The organism is Bacillus sp. FSL W7-1346 (assembly GCF_038593335.1).
Taxonomy (GTDB): Bacteria; Bacillota; Bacilli; order Bacillales; family Bacillaceae; genus Bacillus; species Bacillus altitudinis.
Map to the genome: position 1 here is coordinate 1,322,507 of NZ_CP151988.1, position 22,280 is coordinate 1,344,786.

A 22,280-nucleotide genomic window follows, 5' to 3' on the forward strand; every position below is an offset into this window, starting at 1 on the left:
AAAAAGTAAGGTATTGTGATCAGCTCTGCTTCGTATATCCTTATGTAACGGTAGGCTGAATTGAGGATTGCAAATTAATGTACGGAGTCTTTGATGATTTTATAGTTTTTATGATTAACGACTGTTAGTGAATCCAGTTCTAAATCTCTATAGTTGTCCATAATGGTGACATCCACAATAACAGAGTTTTCATTCACTTTTTCAACTACACCTGTTAAACCATTTCTAAATTCGATCACATTCCCAATTTTTGCAATCTTCAACCGATCCCTCTCCTTTAAAAACAGATTTCATTCCCTATTAAAAAGTATTTTGCAATATTTTCATACCAATGTAAAGGATAAAGACGTTTTTCTTTCGTTTTCGTTGTACGCTTTGAAAACGAATGGTATATTTAATATTTGATCAAGGCTGAAAAGGAGCGATTTTTTTGACTGAAGAACACATCAACACAATACTAGAATCATTACGGAATGGTACTGAAAAACAAGTGACCATTCAAAAGGATGATTTTTTAACATTTCGTTCTGTATTGGTCAATCAAGATGATTTTAAACATTTTCGCGGAATCGCCAAGCATGGTGGAGATGTTATTTTTGAATATCTTAAAGAAGCAAGAAGCTAAAGCTTTTTCTCATTCATGAGAAAAAGCTTTTTATTTTGGTTCTTTTGTCACACTTCAAACCAGCTTGATACATATGAAAAGAAAATGTAATAACCCATAATCAGGAGCATAAGGATGATTATAGGCTAAAAAGAGACTATAATAAACGCTTACATTACCAGTTCGTGCGTATTTCAACTAGGACATGCCATTTAATGACGGAATTTGGACAGGCATGAAAATCTTTGTGCGTGAAAATAGAATAAGCTCTTGTTAGAGTGGACAAGTATCTTACAGCCTACATTGATTAAAGGAGGAATGAGGCGAATGATCAAAATTCATACAGCTCTTTTTGCCATCCTTATGCTCATCTCAGCGATCAAGATGGACAATATACAAGAGCAAGAAGGCACATTAAGTCAGAAACTTGGACAAGCACCTGTAAAGCATCAGCTTTCATATATAGATCAAGATGAAAAGCATACCGTGATCCCAGCGTTTTCAGAGGAGAAACATCAGCCGAAAGTGAAAATGCTAAGCACGTCAACAGAGGAGAAGGCATCAAAACCGAAGCCGAAGAAAAAGGAAACGGCAAAGCCAGCAAGCTCAAGAAATCAATCACACTATTCTAATGAAGAAATGGACTTGCTTTCTCGGTTGGTACATGCCGAAGCAAAAGGTGAATCTTACGCCGGGAAAAAAGCGGTAGCAAGCGTCGTCTTAAACCGAGTGGAACACCGCTCTTTTCCTGACAGTGTCAGAGGCGTGATTTATCAGCGAAATGCCTTCCAGCCCGTATCAAATGGAAGTATCAATGATAAGGCAGACCAGGATTCCGTAAAAGCTGTGAAGCAGGTTGTCAAAGAAGATGACAGAACAACAAAGGCGATTTATTTTTATAATCCAAAAACGGCGACAGATAACTGGATTCGTTCTCGTAAAATTGTAGAACGCATTGGTCGTCATGTGTTTGCAGTGTAAAGAAAAACAGCGATCAATCAGTCGCTGTTTTTTTGTCTTCAATTATTAAAATATTTTCAGGACTTGTCTCATAGAATGTGAAAAGAATTTGCTTTTAGACAAGGGGAGGCTACATGAATCGATTTGTAAAAGGGGTCATTCTGCTATCTGTCGCAGCTTTCATTGCTGAGTGTATCGAGTTTTTAGTCAATATGATTTTAGCGAGAGAGCTTGGAGAACATGGAATGGGTTTATATATGAGCATCCTTCCCATCATCATGCTTGTGCTTGTGATCGCCAGCTTAGAGCTGCCAGTCTCCATTTCTAAATTCATTGCAGAATCGCATGAGCGGCTTCATAAAAGTATGCTTCGCCATGCATTTAAAATGACGCTTGTGGTGACATGCACAACAACGGCAATAGCAGCCATTGTACTGCCTTTCATTCCTGTATTTCAATCGTATCATCCGCTGATGAAGGGCTTGGTTCTGTCACTTATTCCGATCATCGCATTTACTTCCATTGCACGCGGCTATTTTATGGGCAAGCAGCAAATGGGCAGAATTGCTCTTGCCAATATGCTGAAAAAAACGATCCAGCTTATCTGTTTGTTTTTGTTTTTTCATTGGTATTCGTTTGATATTGAAACAGCGGTGCTTATCGCGATTGGTGTGATTGTTGCAAGTGATCTCGTTGTCTTTATCTATTTATATTCCCAATACGTCATGGCAAAAAATGCTGTGAATGTCAGATCGGTTGAGTTAAGAGGGATTGACGTCAGAAAACGTTTGTTAGCAGTCTCCATCCCGACAACAGGTATGCGTATCTTTCATGCCATTGCCAATGCGATTGAACCGTTTTTAATCAAAGGAGCCCTCGTTGCAGCGGGCATTTCTGGTACGCTTGCTGTTGATCATTACGGAATGCTTGCTGGCGTAGCGATGTCGATCGGTTTTTTTCCGGCGTTTATCGCTCATTCCATTATGATTGTGATGATTCCGAATGTATCAGAAGCCTATGCCTTGGGGCAGTATGATCTCGTGAAAAAACGTGTCAGACAAGCGATTCTCATTACGTTTGGCTATGGGGTGCCAGCGGTGATGATCATGTATTATTTCGCTTATCCGCTCACGCAGCTCTTTTTTGACTCACCTCAAGCAGCCGTCTACTTGCAGCTGCTATGGCCATACTTCTTATGCCACTTGTTCGTGATGCCGTTTCAAGCGTGCTTAATTGGTATGGGTCTTATTAAAGATGTGTTCCTACATAATATATGGGTGCACGTGGTGTCGTTCTCTATGGTGTATTTTCTAGGATCCATCGAATCCTTAAATATGATGGGCGTTATCTTAGGAATGAACACGGGGATGCTGCTTTTAACGGCTCTGCATTATGCGACGATTTGCAAGGAACTCGGCGTCTCCATGTTTCTTACATTGAAAAAAGCTTGAATGTCATGTGCAGCTAGCGGGCAAGCTATAGGAAAATCAGGAAGGAAGATGCTGATGAATCGTAAATATCTACCCGCCAGTCTTCTCATGATGACCCTTCTTTTATTTCTGATGAACATAGAGGCTGAAGCAAAAGAGCCTGTCATGGCGCCAAGGATAGAAGCTCCTACATTAACAGGTGAAACGCAGGTGATCCCGGTGAAAGGGAAGCGGACCATTCTGCATTTTTGGACAACGTGGTGCCCGTCCTGCAAAATGGAACTGCCAGCCTTTGAACAGATCGTGAAAGAAAATCAAAGTGATGTAGACATACTGACTGTGAATTTACTTGGTGCTGAGCAAAGCAAGCATGCAGTTGCCCAATTTGTGAAAGACAGAAAGTTCACATTTCCGATCGTTCTCGATGAGCACGGCGAAATGATGAAGAAATACCAAATTATTACGATCCCGACGACTTTTTTCATCAATGAAAAGGGTGAAGTGGTCAAAAACCATGTAGGTCCGCTGACAAAAAAACAAATCAAAGAGTGGACAAATTCGTAGAACACAAGCTTTCTGTAAGAACCAATGGTCGATCCGTTGGTTCTTTTTTGTGTTCAATTACCTTTCAGATGAATAAAATGTGCTCAGAAAGAGGAAGAAATGTCGGATGATAATAATGAGAATTATTATCAAAAAGAAATTATAATAATTATTAATTGAAAATTGATCAGAACCTGTTATAATGAGTTACAGACCTATAAAAAGCTTGAAATAGCAGAAAATATAGATGATAAACGGAACGGGCAACGATTGATAATGTGAAAATCATTATCAATTAGAGAGGAGAAAGTAATCATGAATGAGAATACAGCACTTTATCAAACGACAGATCAAAAGGGATCCAACTCGCTCTTTCAAAAATGGGCACAGCACGGAGAATTAATCGCAGCAGGTATTTCGGGGATTCTCATCTTGATTGGATGGTTTCTAAAGGATGAAACGATGTGGAGTATTCCTCTTTTCATTCTTGCTTTTGTTATTGGTGGTTTTGCAAAGGCAAAGGAAGGAATTGAAGAAACCATTTCATCCAAGACATTAAATGTAGAACTTTTAATGATATTTGCTGCGATAGGCTCAGCGATCATTGGCTACTGGGCAGAGGGTGCCATTTTAATTTTTATTTTTTCGCTCAGCGGTGCGTTAGAAACGTATACGTCAAATAAAAGTAAAAAAGACTTAACGGCTTTAATGAGTATCGCTCCAGATGAAGCCACTTTAATTGAAGAAGATGGCACCACCATCCAAATCGCTGCTTCTTCACTTACGCCAGGCGACCGTATTTTAATCAAAGCGGGCGAACGAATTGCAGCAGATGGTGTGATCATGAGCGGAAGAACAAGTGTAGACGAATCTGCCTTAACGGGTGAATCGGTGCCTCAGGAAAAAGGGCAAGGGGAAGATGTGTTTGCAGGAACAGTGAATTTAAATGGTTCATTAACAGTAGAAGTAACAAAACATAATGAAGAAACACTTTTTCATAAAATCATTAAGCTTGTGGAATCTGCACAAGAAAGTGTATCGCCAAGCCAAGCATTTATTGAAAAATTTGAAGGTGCATATGTAAAAGGTGTACTCATCACTGTGGCGATTTTAATGTTCCTGCCTCATTTTGTACTTGGCTGGAGCATGAGTGAAACGTTTTACCGTGCGATGGTGTTTATGGTGGTTGCTTCGCCTTGTGCACTTGTTGCCTCAATTATGCCAGCAGCTCTTTCACTCATCTCAAACGGTGCAAGAAACGGTATGCTTGTAAAAGGAAGTGTCTTTTTAGAAAAACTGGGCACAAGTACGATGATTGCATTTGATAAAACGGGTACGATTACAAGTGGAAAACCAGCTGTTGAAAAAGTGGTCTTGGCAAAAGGGCAGGATGAATCGACCTTTTATCAAGCGCTCTATCAAATTGAAAGTCAGTCAAACCATCCATTAGCTAAAGCCATTTCTGATATGGCAAAAGAGCATCATACAGAGCGGGCAGCCCACGTAACCATTGAAGAAACATCAGGTTTTGGTGTGGAAGCACAATTAAATGAGGACACATGGCGGATTGGGAAGAAAGATTTTGCCGGAAAAGCTTCAATGGATCGTGACATTGAAGAGAATGGTGATGTTCTTTCATCCAAAGGATATACAGTTGTCTATGTTCAAAAAAATCAAGAAGTTGTCGGCTGTCTCGGTTTGAAAGATCAAATCAGACCTGAAGCCAAAAAAATGATTCAGGAGCTGAATGATTTAGGCATCCAAACCGTCATGCTCACAGGGGATCAGCAAAAAACAGCTGAAGCGATTGCAGAGGAAGCAGGCATCCAAACCGTTGTCGCTGAATGTCTTCCAGATGAAAAGGTACATGAAGTCAATCAACTGAAAAAACAAGGTGATTCGATCATTATGGTCGGAGATGGAATCAATGATGCACCTGCACTCGCCACAGCAGATGTTGGCGTCGCAATGGGCGGAGGTACAGATGTTGCTTTAGAAACAGCAGACCTCATTTTAATGAAAAATAACTTAAACAATCTGACAAAGATGATCCGTCTTTCAAGAAAGATGAACCGAATCATTAAACAAAACATCATCTTTTCATTAACAGTTATTTGTCTCTTAATCTGTGCGAATTTCTTACAAGTTCTTGATTTACCTTTTGGTGTCATTGGGCATGAAGGCAGTACGATTTTGGTTATTTTAAACGGACTTCGTTTGCTTCGTGCTTCTTAAGCAAATCACAAAAGCGCACTGGCTTTAGGTCAGTGCGCTTTTGTGCGAAATACAGTGAAAACTGATACAATAGATCAGTAGTCAAACGTGTGAGGAGGATCACGATGAATCGAATGAAAAACTTGTCTTCTTGGCTTAAGAAAAAAGACATTCAAGGTGCATTTATACATACAAAGGAGAATGTATTCTATCTATCTGGATACTTCACAGAGCCGCATGAAAGAGTGATGGGGCTGTTTGTTTTTCAGGAAGCAGATCCATTTTTCATTTTGCCTAAGATGGAAGTTGAGCAAGCAAAAAATGCGGGATGGGCTGGAGATCTCATTGGATATGAAGACCATGAAAACCCCTTTGATTTCATACAAAAGGCACTAGAAAAACGAGGAGTAAAAGCGACTCGCCTAGCGATTGAAAAAGAATCCATTCCTTTGCAAAGAGCAGAGCAGCTTCAAGCTGTCACTGGGGCAGAAACATTCGTCCGGGCAGAAGATGTGCTCAATCAGTTAAGACTAATTAAAGACGAAGCTGAAATTGAAACATTGAAAAAAGCTGCTCAATTGGCAGACGAAGGCGTCAAAATTGGGGTTCATGCCCTAAAAGAAGGGGTGACGGAAACCGAAGTTCTTGCTGTCATCGAATATGAACTGAAGAAAAAAGGCATTCAGGGCATGTCCTTTTCAACTATGGTACTATTCGGAGAAAAATCAGGAGAACCTCATGGAAATCCGGGGCAGGCAGCCTTGAAAAAAGGTGATTTTGTTTTATTTGACCTTGGCGTGATTGTGGATGGCTATTGTTCAGATATTACAAGAACCTTCATCTATCAAGAAGCGTCTGAACAACAAAAGGATATTTACAACACCGTCTTGAAAGCCGAATTGGCAGCACTTGATATGAGCAAGCCGGGTGTGAGAATTGGTGACCTTGACTTAAAAGCAAGAGGGCTGATCGCAGAAGCAGGGTATGGCGAATACTTCCCGCATCGTCTAGGGCATGGACTCGGGGTTTCTGTTCATGAGTTCCCTTCTATGAGTCAAGCAAATGATGACCTTCTAAAAGAAGGGATGGTCTATACGATCGAGCCGGGTATTTATGTACCAGGAGTCGGCGGGGTTAGAATTGAAGACGATGTTCTCATTACAAAAGATGGCCCAGTCACGTTAACCAATTATCCAAAAGAGTTGACGATCATCAAGTAATGAAAAAAATCACGATGAACGTCCAAGTATTGGGAGCGTCATCGTGATTTTTTTGTCACTCTTTGCGATCCTTATCAACAAAAAAATCATCAATTGATTGAAACGGCTTGATTTTATGTTCTTTTCCTAAAGGATGTAGTGCGAATCGAGCAGAAAACAAAATAGTCAAACATAATATGATCCATATGATAATACCCATCTTGAATTCCCCTTTCCACCCAGTGATTTGTTCAGCTCACATACATCTTAAAGTATGAAACGCTTACCATATCAAGAGAAAGTAGGAGAAAAAATGCCTAACATAAGGGATATTGCGAAAAGAGCGGGTGTATCTGTTACCACCGTATCACGAGTGATGAATGATCATCCTTATGTCAAAGAAGAAAAGCGAGAGCGCGTACTTAGTGCGATGAAAGAGCTCAAATATACACGGAATATTCAGGCAGTACATTTAGCAAAGGGATATTCCAATATGCTTGGAATTGTACTTCCGACAATTGATCACTCCTATTTCAGCGGAATTGTCACAGGGATTGCAGAGAAAGCACAGGAGTGCGGAATGCATTTTGCCTTGTTTCAAACAGGATATGACCCAGTAAAGGAAAAAGAAGCATTAATGAGCTTAAAAGAGCAACGTGTGGATGGTTTAATCTTTTGCTCAAATGCGTTAAGTGATCGAGACATTTTAAAGTGGCAGGAATCTGGTCCTATTATCTTTTGTCATCCTACTCCGCATGATCCATGTTCATCGGTATCGATTGCGCATGATCAGGCTTTTAAGGAAGGGCTTGAACACTTAGCGGCATGCGGTCATGAGCGAATCGCAATCGTTCTTGCTAGAACAGAAGGGGAGAATAGCCAAGTTCGCATTCAGACTTATCAAGAAATGATGCGGTCGCTTGGGCAGGAGATTGATGAGGAATGGATCATTGAAGGAAAACTGACCATTTTTGATGGCAAGCAATTATTTACAGAATGGAAAGAGATGAAAAATCGTCCGACAGCCTTACTGATTACAAACGATGATGTCTCAGCAGGTTTTTTACTAGAAGCACAGCGTCACCAAATAAACGTTGGAGAATCACCAGCCATACTTGGCTTTCAAAACGATCAATTGAGTGAAGCATTGGGGATTTCTAGTATAGACATTCCTCTTAAACAAATGGGGCAGGAAGCATTTGACTTGTTCAAGCAAGCATTACAAGGTGAGGCACCAGAAAAAAGAGTGCTGTCATATCGACTCGTTGAGCGCACAACGACTATTTTGAAAAACAATCGTTGACGCACGTTTCATCTGTTTTGTACGATAAGAAGGATTGAATAAGAAGGAGGTGGGGATGTTCATGGAATCCTTCACCGTTGATAAAGCGTTAAATAATAATGTCATCATCGCAAAACACCCTTCTTTAGGCGAAGTGGTCCTGATTGATAAAGGGATCGGCTTTGGGAAAAAATCGGGTGACGTTCTCGATCAAGCGGCATTTGAGAAAATGTTTGTGTTAAAGAACACAAAAGAGCAAACAGAATACAAACAATTGCTGCACCACATTAATGAGGACATGATTGAGCTTGCCAATGACGTCATTTATCATATACGAGAAAAAATGGGGCATCGCTTAAATGAGCATATTCACATTGCTCTGACAGATCATATTGCCTTTAGCTTTAAGCGAGTTAAACAAGGCTATGATATCACCAATCCTTTTATGCTTGAAACGAAATCCTTATACCCGAAAGAATACGAGGTCGCAAAGGAAGTCGTGGAACTGATAAATGCGCGGCCAGATGTTGAAACAAAGCTGCCCGAAGGAGAGATTGGGTTTATTGCGCTCCACATTCACTCTGCTTTAACGAACCGGCCTTTATCCGAGGTTAACCGTCATTCGCAGCTCATGACACAAATGGTCCAAGTCATAGAAGATGCATTTCATATGAAAGTAGATAGAGAAAGTATTCATTATTTACGCTTACTGCGCCATATTACGTTTTCGATTGAGCGTATTAAACGGGAAGAATCATTAGAGGAGCCAGAAAAGTTGCTTCATCTATTGAAAAATGAATATCCTTTATGCTACAATACTGCTTGGAAAATGATCAAAATTTTGCAACATGCATTGAAAAAGCCTGTACAAGATGCCGAAGCTGTCTACTTGACACTACACCTGTACAGATTGACGAATAAAATTTCATAGTTTCCTTGAAACGTGTAACTGATTCGATCAGGCATGAGTGACTTAAGGTAAATACAGGATAAGATCCTGTTATTTGCGCAACCTTATATCACCATGCCTTTTTTGTGTTCTGAAAGTGAAATGTAAACGGTTAATTATGAAATGTACGTCAGTGTGTCATTGAAATGCATGTTGTAAGCGAAAACAAAAGGAGGTTCAACCAGTGTTTAAATCACTTTTTGGTGTGTTGCAAAAAATTGGACGAGCACTTATGCTTCCAGTTGCGATCCTTCCTGCTGCTGGTATTTTACTAGCACTCGGAAATGCGATGCAAAATCCGCAGCTGATTGATGTCGCTCAATTTTTAAGCAATGATACAATTCAGCTTGTTGCTAGTGTTATGGAGAATGCGGGGAATATTGTCTTCTCGAATCTTCCGCTCCTATTTGCTGTAGGGGTTGCCATCGGTCTTGCCAATGGAGACGGTGTGGCAGGGATTGCCGCGATCATCGGTTACCTTGTCATGAACGTAACGATGAGTGCCGTATTAATGGCCAACGGTTCCATTCCATCCGATTCAATCAAATTGGCTAAGTTCTTTAAAGAAAGTCATCCAGCGTATGTGAATATGCTCGGCATACCGACCTTGTCTACCGGCGTGTTTGGCGGGATTATTGTCGGGGTATTAGCCGCTTATATGTTTAATAAATTTTACAAAATTGAGCTCCCGCAATATCTTGGCTTCTTTGCTGGTAAGCGTTTTGTTCCAATCGTTACGTCGATTTCAGCACTTATTTTAGGGCTTTTGATGCTCGTCATTTGGCCGCCAATCCAAGGTGCATTGAACTCATTTTCAACTGGACTGCTTGCAGCGAATGAGCCGCTAGCTGCCTTTGTATTTGGTGTCATTGAACGCTCATTAATTCCGTTTGGTCTACACCACATATTCTACGCACCATTCTGGTATGAATTTTTTAGCTATAAGAGCTTATCAGGAGATATTATCCGTGGTGACCAGCGTATTTTCATGGCGCAAATCAAAGATGGTGTTCAGCTGACAGCCGGTACATTCATGACAGGGAAATATCCGTTCATGATGTTTGGACTTCCAGCAGCAGCACTTGCGATTTACCATGAAGCAAAACCTAAGAATAAAAAACTTGTAGCAGGAATTATGGGGTCAGCGGCCCTTACTTCTTTCCTAACAGGGATCACTGAACCGCTTGAATTCTCATTCTTGTTTGTTGCACCGATATTATTTGCGATTCACTGTGTATTCGCTGGATTATCCTTTATGATAATGGATATTCTAAACGTGAAAATCGGGATGACCTTCTCAGGAGGGTTAATCGACTTCTTCCTATTTGGTATCCTGCCAAATAGAACCGCTTGGTGGCTTGTTATTCCAGTCGGTCTCGTACTGGCTGTCATTTACTACTTCGGATTCAGATTTGCGATTCGCAAGTTTAATCTGAAAACGCCAGGACGAGAAGATGAAGTAGCTGACGGTGCAAGCAGCGCTCAATCTGGAAAAGGCGATGACTTACCTTATGAAATTCTTGAAGCGATGGGTGACCAAGAAAACATTAAACACCTAGATGCTTGTATTACGCGTTTACGTGTCACTGTAAATGATCAGAAAAAAGTGGATAAAGACCGCTTGAAAAAGCTTGGCGCTTCAGGTGTCCTTGAAGTAGGGAATAACATCCAGGCCATCTTTGGTCCACGCTCTGATAATTTAAAAACACAAATGCAGGACATTATTGCAGGGCGCACACCTCGACCAGCGAAAGACCCTTCTGCAAAAGAAGAAGTTAGCCAGCAGGTTGAAGAAGTCATTGCAAAACCGCTTCAAAACGAACAAGGGGAAGAAATGTTTGCTTCACCAATTACAGGGGAGCTGCATCCAATTACAGATGTGCCAGATCAAGTATTCTCAGGGAAAATGATGGGTGACGGTTTTGCTATCTTGCCAAAAGAGGGAACAGTGGTTTCACCAGTAAGAGGAAAAATCTTAAATGTGTTCCCAACAAAACACGCCATCGGCCTCCAGTCTGATGGTGGACTTGAAATCTTGATTCACTTCGGGATTGATACAGTCAGCCTCAAAGGAGAAGGATTTGAAGCATTTGTACAAGAGGGAGATCAAGTAGAAATCGGTCAAAAACTTTTAGAGGTTGATATTGATAAAATTAAGTCAGAAGTACCATCTTTAATGACACCAATTGTATTTACAAACTTAAGTGAAGGACAATTTATTGACCTTCAAGAATCCGGTGAAATCAAAGCTGGCCAAGAAAACATCATGAAAATTTCAAAATAATTTTCATAACTGCCGTTCTTGTTAGATGACAAGCTCGGCAGTATGATATAATATTGTGGATGTATGAAATGTATAAAAAGGAGATTGATAAAAATGGCTCAACAAACATTCAAAGTAACTGCAGATTCTGGAATTCACGCACGTCCTGCAACAGTTCTTGTACAAACTGCTAGTAAATATGATGCTGATATCAACTTAGAATATAATGGTAAAACAGTGAACCTGAAATCTATTATGGGTGTAATGTCTCTAGGAATTGCGAAAGGTGCTACAATCACAATCTCTGCTTCTGGTTCTGATGAAAATGATGCACTTGCTGCGCTAAAAGACACAATGAAAAGTGAAGGCCTAGGCGAGTAATGCAACAACTGAAAGGAATCGGTGCTTCAGCAGGCGTTGCGATTGCAAAAGCATATCGTCTAGAAGAACCAGATTTAACAGTTCACCAAAAAGACATCAATGATCCAGAGACAGAAGTGAAACGCTTTGAAGAAGCAATTCATGTTTCAAAGCAAGAACTTGAAGCAATTAAAGAACATGCGCTAAAAGAACTTGGCCAAGATAAAGCGGATATTTTTTCTGCACACCTTCTTGTGTTAAGTGATCCAGAGCTGCTCAACCCAGTGAAGGATAAAATCACATCGGATAAAGTAAATGCTGAATTTGCTTTAAAAGAAACAGCAACAATGTTTGTTACAATGTTTGAAGCAATGGACAATGAATACATGAAAGAACGTGCAGCGGATATTCGCGACGTTACAAAACGTGTCACTGGTCATTTGCTAGGCGTTGACATTCCAAACCCAAGTATGATTTCTGAAGAAGTCATTATCATTGCTGAAGATTTAACACCTTCTGATACAGCTCAGCTGAACAGACAATTCGTCAAAGGTTTTGCGACAGATATCGGTGGTCGTACTTCTCACTCAGCGATTATGGCTAGATCAATGGAAATCCCAGCAGTTGTTGGAACAAAAGAAGCAACAAAAACGGTGAAAAACAATGATCTGATCATTGTTGATGGTATTAGTGGAGACGTCATCATTCAGCCTTCTGAAGATGAAGTGAAAGCGTATCAAAAAAAGCATGAAGACTACTTAGCTCAAAAAGCGGAATGGGCGAAACTTGTTGACCAGCCAACGGTCACAAAAGACGGCGTTCACGTAGAGTTAGCTGCGAATATTGGAACACCTGAAGATGTGAAAGGTGTACTTGAAAATGGCGGCGAAGCAGTTGGATTGTACCGTACAGAATTTTTATACATGGGCAGAGATCAGCTCCCAACAGAAGAAGAGCAGTTCGATGCGTATAAAACCGTTTTAGAGAAGATGGAAGGCAAAGCAGTGGTTGTCCGCACACTAGATATTGGTGGCGATAAAGAACTTCCTTACTTGCAGCTTCCAAAAGAAATGAACCCGTTCCTTGGCTATAGAGCGATCCGCCTTTGCCTTGAAGAGCAGGAGATTTTCAGAACACAGCTACGCGCGTTACTTCGTGCAAGTACATATGGAAACTTGAAAATCATGTTCCCTATGATCGCGACGTTATCAGAATTTAGAGAAGCAAAAGCTATTTTACTTGAAGAAAAAGAAGCATTGGTTGCTGCTGGTACAGAAGTATCTGATTCCATTGAAATCGGAATGATGGTAGAAATTCCATCAACAGCTGTTATCGCAGATCAATTTGCAAAAGAAGTAGATTTCTTCAGCATTGGAACAAATGATTTGATTCAATACACAATGGCTGCTGATCGAATGAACGAACGAGTGTCTTATCTTTACCAGCCATACAATCCAGCTATTTTACGCCTCATAACGCTTGTGATTGAAGCAGCGCATAAAGAAGGTAAATGGGTTGGCATGTGCGGTGAGATGGCAGGAGATGAAATCGCAATCCCGCTCCTACTTGGATTAGGATTAGATGAATTTTCAATGAGCGCAACATCGATTCTTCCAGCAAGAACGCAGTTAAGCAAGCTTTCTAAGGAAGAAGCTGCATCATTTAAAGAGCATATCTTATCACTGAGTACAACTGAAGAAGTGGTTGATTTCGTGAAAAAAACGTTTCAACATAACTAGGTGATGTAAACCAGACAGTTTGACCTGTCTGGTTTTTTTGTCGAATTTTATCATAATCAGTCATATCGCTTGCAGAGAAGGGCATCCTAACATAAAAAATGGAGGTGACCAGTTTGTCTTTCTCTGACTATAAGCCAGGTGATCAAGTATATGTCATTTATCGAAATCCACATGCAGCCAATGTTGCACAAATTAAAGAAGCGGAAATCGTTTCACACCCTTATAATGAACAAGAGCTTGCGCTATTTCTACTTGAAACATATCACCCATTAGCCCCTGATGATGCCGTATTTCCAACATACGAAGAAGCAGAAGCCCTTTATCAAGATCTGTTTGAATAAGGGAGATTTTAGAAAGGATAGAAGCCATCCTGAGAGGTTAAAGTAACGATATGAACCTATAAAGGTAAGGATGTGCTAAATATGATCAAACCGTTCGTTCCCCAGCTTGTGTATATTGAACCTCGGGCGCTAGAGTACCCATTAGGACAAGAGCTGAAAGAAAAATTTGAAGGTATGGGAATTGAAATTAGAGAAACAACGTCACACAACCAAGTGAGAAATATTCCGGGGAAAAATGATTTACAAAAGTACCGTAATGCAAAATCGACGCTCGTTATCGGCGTGAGAAAAACCTTGAAATTTGATACATCTAAACCATCTGCAGAGTATGCCATTCCGTTTGCGACAGGATGCATGGGGCATTGCCATTATTGCTACCTGCAAACGACGATGGGGAGTAAGCCGTACATTCGCACATATGTCAATGTAGAAGAGATCTTAGATCAGGCTGAGCAGTACATGAACGAGCGTGCCCCTGATATCACGCGATTTGAAGCTTCATGTACATCCGATATCGTAGGAATTGACCATTTGACTCACACACTCAAACGAGCGATTGAATACTTTGGTCAAACCGATCTTGGCAAACTGCGCTTTGTTACGAAATTTCATCATGTAGACCATTTGTTAGATGCAAAACACAATGGGCGAACAAGATTCCGCTTTAGTATCAATGCCGATTATGTCATTAAATATTTCGAACCTGGAACATCACCACTCGATCAGCGGATTGAAGCGGCTGTAAAGGTAGCAAAAGCAGGCTATCCACTGGGCTTTATTATTGCCCCTATTTACATTCATGAAGGGTGGCAAGAGGGCTATAAAGTCCTATTTGAAAAACTCGATGCAGCTCTCCCTGAAGAAGTGAGACAAGATATCACCTTTGAAATGATTCAGCACCGTTTTACAAAACCGGCGAAGCGTGTCATCCAAAAAAACTATCCGAAAACAAAACTAGAACTAGATGAAGAAAAGAGAAGATATAAGTGGGGTAGATATGGAATTGGAAAATATATCTATCAAAAAGATGAAGAACAAGAACTTAGACAGACATTAGAATCATATATCGAACAGTACTTTCCGTCTGCAAAAATTGAATATTTTACTTAAAACAAGTCATTATGGCTTGTTTTTTCTATTTAAATTTTCTTACAACTATTGAATGCGGTACCAATTTTGCCGATATACACATTAAGATGCGAAAGTAGGATGTAGGGGTGATGAGATGTTTAAGAAACTTCAAGTGAGAATAGCTGTTTTCATCTCAGTTATTTTAATTTTAACCGTTGTCGCAGTTCAAGTGGGTTCCAATTTAGTATTAAGACCACTGATTGAACGAGATGCGAAAACAACGACAGCAGCAACGGCAGAAAGCATGAGAGACATCATAGCACTAAAGCTTGAGAATTACGGTGATACGATTAACCAATTGGCAACAAGTACACTTACTGAAGAATTTGCACAGAAACAAACAAAGCAGACATTGGCATTTGAAAACGATGAATTAAAAGGATTGCAGGAGCAGGATGAACTCATCTCGCTTGCCTATATAGGAACAAGTGATGGTAAAATGTTTGCTTTCCCGGAGTCCGATTTTGGTGAAGGGTATGATCCGTCTAAACGAGACTGGTATATTCAAGCGGCTGAAAAGCCTGACGAAGTCCTATGGACAGATCCGTACATTGATAAAGCAACAAGTGAAATGGTCGTTTCAGCCACGAAGGCGATCGTACGAAATGGGAAAGTAGTCGGTGTCGCTGGACTTGACTTGAAACTGGCTTCCATTCAGTCCTTTATAAATGAACAAAAGATTCCTTACATGGGAACGGCTTTCTTAGTTGACGGCACAGGGACCATTTTGGCACATCCAACAGAGCAAGGAAAAAATATCTCAAAAGTCGCTTCTGTGAAAAAAGCGATCGACAACTCGGGTATTGATGATGACAAACAGCTGACCGTCATCTCAAAAATTAAAGAGGCAAACTGGACGATCGGTGTGAGCTTCGAGAAAAAGAAACTTCTTTGGATCACTGAACAAATGAATCAGACAAGTATCATTATTTCTGTCATTGCCATTATACTTGCCATGATTCTAAGCTACTTATTGGCTAGAAGCATTACAACACCAATTAAACGCCTCATCGAGCATGTTCGTAAAGTGTCTGAAGGCGATTTAACCAGCTCGCTTGAGTCGAAGTCTCAGGATGAGATAGGTTTCCTCACGAAAAGCTTTAATCAAATGACTGAAGGCATCAGGGATTTAATTGAAAAAGTGAAAGAGTCTTCAGATCAGGTTGTGAAATCAACGGATGAAGTGACACAAATTTCAAACGAGACCTTGCTGTCTAGTGAACAGATTGCAACGGCTATTCAAGAGGTCGCTGTAGGAGCGACGAAACAAGCATCAGAAGCGGAAACCATTAATGAAAAATCAGAGCATTTGTATGAAAAAGTTCGTCATATGGGTGAGCTTGCCACGCAAATGCAAACCAATTCAAAATCATCGGAAGATGCAAGCTATAGAGGACTTGATGCTCTTGGTCTGCTCGTCCAAAAATCAACACAAGCGAATGAAGAATCGAAGAAGGTAGAGCAAATGCTTCTTGACCTTGAGCATAAAACGAAAAATATTGAAAACGTCGTAACAGCGATCTCTGAAATCTCAGATCAAACGAATTTACTCGCACTGAATGCAAGTATTGAAGCAGCGAGAGCAGGAGAAAGCGGAAGAGGATTTGCTGTTGTTGCAGAAGAAGTCAGAAAGCTGGCTGAACAATCTGCGGAATCAACGAAACATATTAGTGAAACCGTAAAACTCATTCAAGATGAATCGAAAAAGGCAGCTGAAGCGATGACAGCAGCAAGCAAAATGAATGAAGAACAAGGTGATGCCATCAATTCAACAGGTGAGGCACTCAGTAGTATCACAATGGAAATGCAGGCACTTGTCGGCTCCATTGACAGCATTCATACACAAATCAATGAAATGACTGAAGAACAGCAGAAAATGAATGATTCCATTCAAAGTATTGCGGCCATTTCACAAGAATCCGCCGCTTCAGCTGAGGAAGTACATGCTTCCACAGACGAACAAGTACAAGCTTTAGAAAGAACGAAAACATCAACAGAAATGTTGAACGAATCAAGTCAGGCACTGCGTCAGGCAGTCAATCGGTTTAAACTATAATCTTGCAGAAAAGAACCTTGCCATGTGAGCAAGGTTCTTTTTGTATGATAAAATATGAACAGAGGAGGGTGCCAACATGCATGTTAATCTATCTGGAAAAAAAGCATTGGTCGCAGCAAGCAGTCAAGGTATCGGTAAAGCCATTGCCTTTCATCTTGCAAAAGAGGGAGCAGATGTGATGCTCTCGGGAAGACATGAGCAAACGCTGCAAGAAGCGGTCAAAGAATTATCCCCGCTTGTAAAAGGGAAGCTGACGTATCAAGTATGTGATGTATCTGACGCCGAGCAAATTAAAGCGCTTGTCGTCGCAGCAGCAGGTGATGAAAAACGTCTTGATATACTCGTGAACAATACAGGCGGTCCTCAAACAGGAACACTTGAAACCTTAACAGATGAAGATTGGATGGAATCATTTCAGCTTCATTTACTCAGCTATATTCGGTTATTAAAAGAAGCCTTGCCGTATTTAAAAAAACAAGGTGCACGCGTGTTAAATATTGCATCTATGTCGGTCAAAGAACCAATCCCAGGCTTGATGCTGTCGAATACATTTAGACCGGCCATTACCGGCTGGACAAAAACAGCTGCTCAGGAGCTTGCCAAAGATGGCATTTTGATCAATACCTTAGCCCCTGGGAAAATTGAAACAGAGCGCGTGAAACAGTTAGACAAACACCGTGCACAAGAGGAGCAACAATCGGTTGAAGAGATCAAAGCACAAGCTGAACGTATGATTCCGCTGGGCCGTTACGGGCAGCCAGAGGAATTTGCAGCATATGCGGCTTTTCTTTTATCTGAAGCCAATACATATATGACAGGTCAAACCCTCATCATTGATGGTGGATTGACAAAGTCTCTATAAGGAGGAATTCTTGATGGCACAAATCAAAACAGTTGGTTTTATTGGAATCGGTGTAATGGGGCGTAGTATGGCAGGGCATTTAATGAATGCTGGCTACGAAGTTCTCGTTTATACAAGAACAAAAGCAAAGGCAGACACATTGATTCAAAAAGGTGCTCTTTGGAAATCGACCGTAAAGGAGATCGCAAAGGAGGCAGATGCCGTCATCACAATGGTCGGGTATCCATCAGATGTAGAAGAAGTCTATTTAGGAGAAGATGGACTCGTGGCACATGCTGCGCCTGGTACACACCTCATTGATATGACCACATCGAAACCTCAGCTGGCAAAAGAAATTGAAGCGAAAGCGAAGGAAAAAGGACTATTTGCATTAGATGCGCCGGTCTCTGGCGGAGACGTTGGAGCCCAAAATGGCACGCTGGCCATTATGATTGGTGGAGAAAAAGCAGCCTATGAAGCGTGCCTGCCGCTATTTCAGCAAATGGGAGAAAATATACAATATCAAGGACCTGCAGGAAGTGGTCAGCATACAAAAATGTGTAACCAAATCGCTATCGCAGCAGGGATGGTAGGTGTGGCAGAGGCAATGGCTTATGCGGAAAAATCAGGACTTGATCCAGAGCAGGTACTTAAAAGCATCACAACAGGAGCAGCTGGCAGTTGGTCTTTGTCAAACCTTGCACCAAGAATGCTGAAAGGTGATTTCGAGCCAGGATTTTATGTGAAGCATTTTATTAAGGATATGGGCATTGCACTTGAAGAAGCAGAGCTGATGGGAGAAGAGATGCCAGGCCTTTCACTAGCGAAGTCATTATATGAAAAGCTCAGCGAACAGGGCGAAGAAAACAGCGGAACACAAAGCATCTATAAATTATGGGTGAAATAAAAAAACTGCCCCGCCTAGGTGGAACAGTTTGTAGCGTGTAAACAAGCCCTCACATGGCTGAAAAAAGAAAACAAACTAAAAACCTGTCCCGAAAAGAGACAGGTTTTTTTGATCTTATTTTCCGATGAATTGCTGCGTCCAGTAGTTACCAGATTTTACATAACCTACACCGATATGTGTATAGTTTTTGTTTAAAATGTTCGCTCTGTGACCTTCACTGTTCATCCAAGCTGTTACTACTTCTTGAGGTGATCTTTGACCTTGCGCAATGTTTTCACCTGCTGTTTTGTACGTGATACCAAATTGCTTCATTTGATCAAATGGAGATCCGTAAGTTGGGCTTGTATGAGAGAAATAGTTTTTATCTTTCATATCTTGTGATTTAGCGCGAGCAGATTTGCTTAATTTAGAATCAACAGAAAGAGCTTTTAAGCCTTGTTTTGCACGCTCTTTATTTGTCAGCTCAACCACTTCTTGTTCAAATGCATTTAAGCTGCTGTCTGCTTTTGTTGCAGTTGTGTCTTTTTGATCAGATTTTGAGCTGTTGTTCGTTGTGTTTTCTTTTGCTGGTGTGCTTGGTTTAGAAGTAGCTGGTTTTTTCACTGATTCTTGTTTTTGCTCATTTTTTGCTTTGTTTACTTCTTTCACCACTTTTGTACCAGTAACAGGTTGACCACTTTTGATCAGCTTGTTTAATAGAGCTTCGATCTCTTTTTGATTTGAAGTGCTTAGCTTGTTTACATCTGAAGAGATATGTAATTTTGCAGCTAATGTATGAAGATCAATGGCTTGATGCTGTACGTTTATGACTTGTTTCAGGTTAAGCTCTTTCGCATCAGCTGAATGCCCTCCAGTGAACGTGATCAATGCAGCAGCTGTCAGCGCTGAAAAAATGAATGATTTCTTTTTCATTTTGTAACTCCTCCTAAAATCTTTGTTTTGTTTTCTCACAGAAAATCATAACATGGACTTTTTGTTATAAACGTACCAGCATCCTCCATTGACAACGCCCATTTGTCATTTTTGTTAAAGTCATAGAAAGAATCTCCTCATATCAATGAATGGAGAATCTTTCTATTTAAAGAAAACGACATAAACATACCAATATTTTAAAGTGTTAGTATATTTTTTTGCAGAATAGGGATTGACAGCTTTTTTTCACTTGTTTCGCTGTAACAACTATTACAAAAGTGTTACAATAATGAGTGGTAATTGTAAAAGATTGAAAGGATGAGAGGAGCAACATAAGTGGGAGAGAAACAGCATCAAGGTGCTGCCGAGCAGAAAAAAATGAAGCGCCGGAACGCCTGGAGAATTAATCTCTTTTTCTTCGCTGTATTTAGTTTATTTGCTGGACTTGTCATCAAGCTCGGCGTGCTGCAAATCGTCAATGGTGAGGATTATAAAAAGCAAGCCAACCGAACTGAGGTCAAAACAGCATCATACCCGTCTCCAAGAGGAAAAATGTATGACGCGAGAGGAAGAGTCGTTGTTGATAACGAAAGTGTACCTGCCATCGTTTATACATCAGAAAGCGGTGTGAAAGCGGAGGATAAGATTAAAGTAGCAAGAAAACTTGCGACTTATATAAAAATGGATACAGATTTTTTGAGAGAGCGTGACATTCGAGATTTTTGGCTGGCAAGCCATCCGGAAGAAGCGGATAAGCTCATTTCAAAAACAGAGCAAAAGAATCTTAAAGCAAAAGATGTCTATCCTCTTCAAGTAGAGCGTGTGCCTAAGAAAGAAGTCAAGGCGATCGAAAAAGATGCAGAGGAAAAAGCAGTTGCAGCGATCTATCGCAGGTTTACAGGCGGATATGCCTTTGAACCTCAAATCGTGAAAGCGATGGACCCGAACGAAGAGAAAAAAGGGGACGAAAAAGTTGCGCTGCTTGATGAAACTAAAGAATCAAAACAGACATCATCCGTAAGTTTGACATACGAAGAGATCTCACTCGTATCAGAGCATCTTGATGAACTGCCTGGTGTAAATGTCATCAATGACTGGACAAGGAAATATCCGTATGAAAAAACCCTTTATAATGTCCTTGGCGGTGTCACCACCCCAGAGCAAGGCATTATAAAAGAGCGTGAAGATTACTATATGGCAAGAGGTTACTCGCGAAATGACCGAGTAGGAAAAAGTTATTTAGAATATCAATATGAGGATTTTCTCAATCCAGAAAAAGCAACTGTTCAATATACACAGGTCGGCGGCAAACTGCTTGATGAAATCAAGCGGACAGAAGGTCGAAGAGGACTTGACCTTGCACTCACATTTGATATGGAGCTGCAAAAGGAAGTCGATAAAATCGTTGAATCAGAGCTAAGATCCGCTAGTGCAAGAAACTATATGATGGACCGTGCCTTTGTTGTGATGATGGACCCTAACACAGGTGATGTTCTCGCGATGTCAGGGAAGAAAATGGACGGCAGGGACGTCACAGATTATGCGATCGGAACATTTACGACACAGTATGAAATGGGCTCTGTTGTCAAAGGAGCTACTGTCCTCTCTGGTTATCAAGATGGTATGTCACACAACCAATCCTATATGGATACACCGCTGTATTTTGCGGGAAATGGAAAACCGAAGAAATCATATAGCAATCTTGGCTGGGTTAATGATCTTCGAGCGCTACAAAAAAGTTCAAACGTCTATATGTTTCATGTAGCGATGAGAATGGCAGGAATCACCTACCAAAAGAATGGCCCGTTACCAGCAAGACCTGAACACTTACAAAAAATGAGAAACTACTATGCGCAATTCGGTCTTGGTGTGAAAACAGGCATCGACTTGCCGCAGGAATCAAGCGGAATGCAGACGCATCCTCAGACAGTCGGCGGACTCTTGCTTGATGAAGCGATTGGTCAGTATGACACATATACACCGCTTCAAGTCGCACAATACATGTCGACCATCGCAAATGGAGGTAACCGTATTCAGCCAAGAGTGGTGAAAAGTGTTCACTTTCCAACGAATAAGGAAGAAGTAGGCCCTGTTGTGAAGAAATATGAGCCAAAGGTGCTGAACACCATTAACAACTCGAAAGCAGATATCGACCGTGTCAAAATGGGACTAAAAATGGTCACATCAACAGGCGGGACTGCCGCTGGCCGGTTCGGTCAGCATGATGTCGCAGGGAAAACGGGTACAGCCCAAACCTTCTACTATGGTGCCAACCGGAGCTGGTGGGGGAATGCCACGTACAACTTAACCTTTGGAGGATATTATCCTTCTTCCAATCCGAAAGTGGCATTTAGTGTCGTCACACCGTATGTATCAGATAAAGATCCTGTCATTAAAACCATTCCAAGTAAAATTGTTGATAAGTACGTTGAATTACAAAAGAAATATGAAAAGCAATAAACAGCAGGGAGCACAGCAAGAGAAAGTGCTCCCTTTTTGCTGAAAATATGGACGTTTCACACGAGATTGGGAGGAAAATACGGTTTTTC

At 40.9% G+C, this 22,280-nt stretch carries 19 protein-coding genes; 17 read left to right on the forward strand and 2 right to left on the reverse strand.

The genetic code is table 11. The features are described from left to right. Positions 1-74: 74 nt before the first annotated feature. Complete coding sequence (locus tag NST09_RS06730) at positions 75-263, reverse strand: DUF2187 family protein (protein WP_003211747.1); 189 nt, start codon at positions 261-263, stop codon at positions 75-77. Positions 264-430: 167 nt separating this feature from the next. Here NST09_RS06730 and NST09_RS06735 point away from each other — a divergent pair, with 167 nt between their 5' ends. From NST09_RS06735 to NST09_RS06810, 16 genes are all read left to right on the forward strand, one after another. Further along, the gene (locus NST09_RS06735; protein ID WP_008348081.1) at positions 431-625 is read left to right on the forward strand and encodes a hypothetical protein; all 195 of its coding nucleotides are present in this window, start codon (positions 431-433) and stop codon (positions 623-625) included. Between the two features lie 306 nt (positions 626-931). After that, entirely contained in the window at positions 932-1,585 is a 654-nt protein-coding gene (locus tag NST09_RS06740) for a cell wall hydrolase (RefSeq protein ID WP_017359441.1), read from the forward strand. Positions 1,586-1,698: 113 nt separating this feature from the next. Further along, positions 1,699-3,015, forward strand: a complete 1,317-nt coding sequence (locus NST09_RS06745) for a polysaccharide biosynthesis protein (protein ID WP_017359440.1) — start codon at positions 1,699-1,701, stop codon at positions 3,013-3,015. 54 nt (positions 3,016-3,069) lie between these two features. Beyond that, complete coding sequence (stoA, locus tag NST09_RS06750) at positions 3,070-3,558, forward strand: endospore biogenesis thiol-disulfide oxidoreductase StoA (RefSeq protein WP_008348077.1); 489 nt, start codon at positions 3,070-3,072, stop codon at positions 3,556-3,558. Between the two features lie 294 nt (positions 3,559-3,852). Next, the gene (locus NST09_RS06755) at positions 3,853-5,772 is read left to right on the forward strand and encodes a heavy metal translocating P-type ATPase (RefSeq protein ID WP_017367132.1); all 1,920 of its coding nucleotides are present in this window, start codon (positions 3,853-3,855) and stop codon (positions 5,770-5,772) included. 104 nt (positions 5,773-5,876) lie between these two features. Beyond that, positions 5,877-6,971 carry a Xaa-Pro peptidase family protein gene (locus NST09_RS06760; protein WP_017359437.1) on the forward strand — a complete coding sequence of 365 codons (1,095 nt, stop codon included), beginning with the start codon at positions 5,877-5,879 and terminating at the stop codon, positions 6,969-6,971. Between the two features lie 292 nt (positions 6,972-7,263). Beyond that, positions 7,264-8,253, forward strand: coding sequence for a LacI family DNA-binding transcriptional regulator (locus NST09_RS06765; RefSeq protein ID WP_035392239.1), 990 nt, complete (start codon positions 7,264-7,266; stop codon positions 8,251-8,253). A gap of 55 nt (positions 8,254-8,308) precedes the next feature. Continuing rightward, entirely contained in the window at positions 8,309-9,163 is an 855-nt protein-coding gene (locus NST09_RS06770) for a transcription antiterminator (protein ID WP_017359435.1), read from the forward strand. A gap of 202 nt (positions 9,164-9,365) precedes the next feature. Then, positions 9,366-11,465 carry a glucose-specific PTS transporter subunit IIBC gene (gene ptsG, locus NST09_RS06775; protein ID WP_052320862.1) on the forward strand — a complete coding sequence of 700 codons (2,100 nt, stop codon included), beginning with the start codon at positions 9,366-9,368 and terminating at the stop codon, positions 11,463-11,465. Between the two features lie 93 nt (positions 11,466-11,558). Continuing rightward, entirely contained in the window at positions 11,559-11,825 is a 267-nt protein-coding gene (locus NST09_RS06780) for a phosphocarrier protein HPr (RefSeq protein WP_003211078.1), read from the forward strand. Next, entirely contained in the window at positions 11,825-13,543 is a 1,719-nt protein-coding gene (gene ptsP, locus NST09_RS06785; protein WP_008348058.1) for a phosphoenolpyruvate--protein phosphotransferase, read from the forward strand. The genes NST09_RS06780 and ptsP overlap by 1 nt, the downstream gene beginning before the upstream one ends. A gap of 98 nt (positions 13,544-13,641) precedes the next feature. Next, the gene (locus NST09_RS06790; protein ID WP_034657834.1) at positions 13,642-13,884 is read left to right on the forward strand and encodes a transcriptional regulator SplA domain-containing protein; all 243 of its coding nucleotides are present in this window, start codon (positions 13,642-13,644) and stop codon (positions 13,882-13,884) included. Between the two features lie 81 nt (positions 13,885-13,965). Further along, entirely contained in the window at positions 13,966-14,994 is a 1,029-nt protein-coding gene (gene splB, locus NST09_RS06795; RefSeq protein ID WP_007498710.1) for a spore photoproduct lyase, read from the forward strand. A 115-nt stretch (positions 14,995-15,109) separates the two neighbouring features. After that, complete coding sequence (locus tag NST09_RS06800; protein WP_217815718.1) at positions 15,110-17,071, forward strand: methyl-accepting chemotaxis protein; 1,962 nt, start codon at positions 15,110-15,112, stop codon at positions 17,069-17,071. 76 nt (positions 17,072-17,147) lie between these two features. Next, positions 17,148-17,933 (forward strand): SDR family oxidoreductase, encoded by a 786-nt coding sequence (locus NST09_RS06805; protein WP_007498705.1) that lies wholly within the window; start codon positions 17,148-17,150, stop codon positions 17,931-17,933. A 13-nt stretch (positions 17,934-17,946) separates the two neighbouring features. Then, a complete protein-coding gene (locus tag NST09_RS06810; RefSeq protein ID WP_008348050.1) occupies positions 17,947-18,819 on the forward strand; it encodes an NAD(P)-dependent oxidoreductase in 873 nt (290 codons plus the stop codon). A 114-nt stretch (positions 18,820-18,933) separates the two neighbouring features. On the opposite strand, the gene NST09_RS06815 is transcribed toward NST09_RS06810, so the two are convergent. Beyond that, entirely contained in the window at positions 18,934-19,731 is a 798-nt protein-coding gene (locus NST09_RS06815) for a CAP domain-containing protein (RefSeq protein WP_017359431.1), read from the reverse strand. A 336-nt stretch (positions 19,732-20,067) separates the two neighbouring features. Here NST09_RS06815 and NST09_RS06820 point away from each other — a divergent pair, with 336 nt between their 5' ends. Beyond that, the gene (locus NST09_RS06820) at positions 20,068-22,191 is read left to right on the forward strand and encodes a penicillin-binding protein 2 (protein ID WP_342493466.1); all 2,124 of its coding nucleotides are present in this window, start codon (positions 20,068-20,070) and stop codon (positions 22,189-22,191) included. Positions 22,192-22,280 lie beyond the last annotated feature (89 nt).

What these genes read in the sequence shown, in the direction of transcription:
- NST09_RS06740 (WP_017359441.1), top strand. Translation starts at nt 932, where the DNA reads ATGATCAAAATTCATACAGCTCTTTTTGCCATCCTTATGCTCATCTCA.
- NST09_RS06745 (WP_017359440.1), top strand. Translation starts at nt 1,699, where the DNA reads ATGAATCGATTTGTAAAAGGGGTCATTCTGCTATCTGTCGCAGCTTTC.
- stoA (WP_008348077.1), top strand. Translation starts at nt 3,070, where the DNA reads ATGAATCGTAAATATCTACCCGCCAGTCTTCTCATGATGACCCTTCTT.
- NST09_RS06755 (WP_017367132.1), top strand. Translation starts at nt 3,853, where the DNA reads ATGAATGAGAATACAGCACTTTATCAAACGACAGATCAAAAGGGATCC.
- NST09_RS06760 (WP_017359437.1), top strand. Translation starts at nt 5,877, where the DNA reads ATGAATCGAATGAAAAACTTGTCTTCTTGGCTTAAGAAAAAAGACATT.
- NST09_RS06765 (WP_035392239.1), top strand. Translation starts at nt 7,264, where the DNA reads ATGCCTAACATAAGGGATATTGCGAAAAGAGCGGGTGTATCTGTTACC.
- NST09_RS06770 (WP_017359435.1), top strand. Translation starts at nt 8,309, where the DNA reads ATGTTCATGGAATCCTTCACCGTTGATAAAGCGTTAAATAATAATGTC.
- NST09_RS06780 (WP_003211078.1), top strand. Translation starts at nt 11,559, where the DNA reads ATGGCTCAACAAACATTCAAAGTAACTGCAGATTCTGGAATTCACGCA.
- ptsP (WP_008348058.1), top strand. Translation starts at nt 11,825, where the DNA reads ATGCAACAACTGAAAGGAATCGGTGCTTCAGCAGGCGTTGCGATTGCA.
- NST09_RS06790 (WP_034657834.1), top strand. Translation starts at nt 13,642, where the DNA reads ATGGAGGTGACCAGTTTGTCTTTCTCTGACTATAAGCCAGGTGATCAA.
- splB (WP_007498710.1), top strand. Translation starts at nt 13,966, where the DNA reads ATGATCAAACCGTTCGTTCCCCAGCTTGTGTATATTGAACCTCGGGCG.
- NST09_RS06800 (WP_217815718.1), top strand. Translation starts at nt 15,110, where the DNA reads ATGTTTAAGAAACTTCAAGTGAGAATAGCTGTTTTCATCTCAGTTATT.
- NST09_RS06805 (WP_007498705.1), top strand. Translation starts at nt 17,148, where the DNA reads ATGCATGTTAATCTATCTGGAAAAAAAGCATTGGTCGCAGCAAGCAGT.
- NST09_RS06810 (WP_008348050.1), top strand. Translation starts at nt 17,947, where the DNA reads ATGGCACAAATCAAAACAGTTGGTTTTATTGGAATCGGTGTAATGGGG.
- NST09_RS06815 (WP_017359431.1), bottom strand. Translation starts at nt 19,731, where the DNA reads ATGAAAAAGAAATCATTCATTTTTTCAGCGCTGACAGCTGCTGCATTG.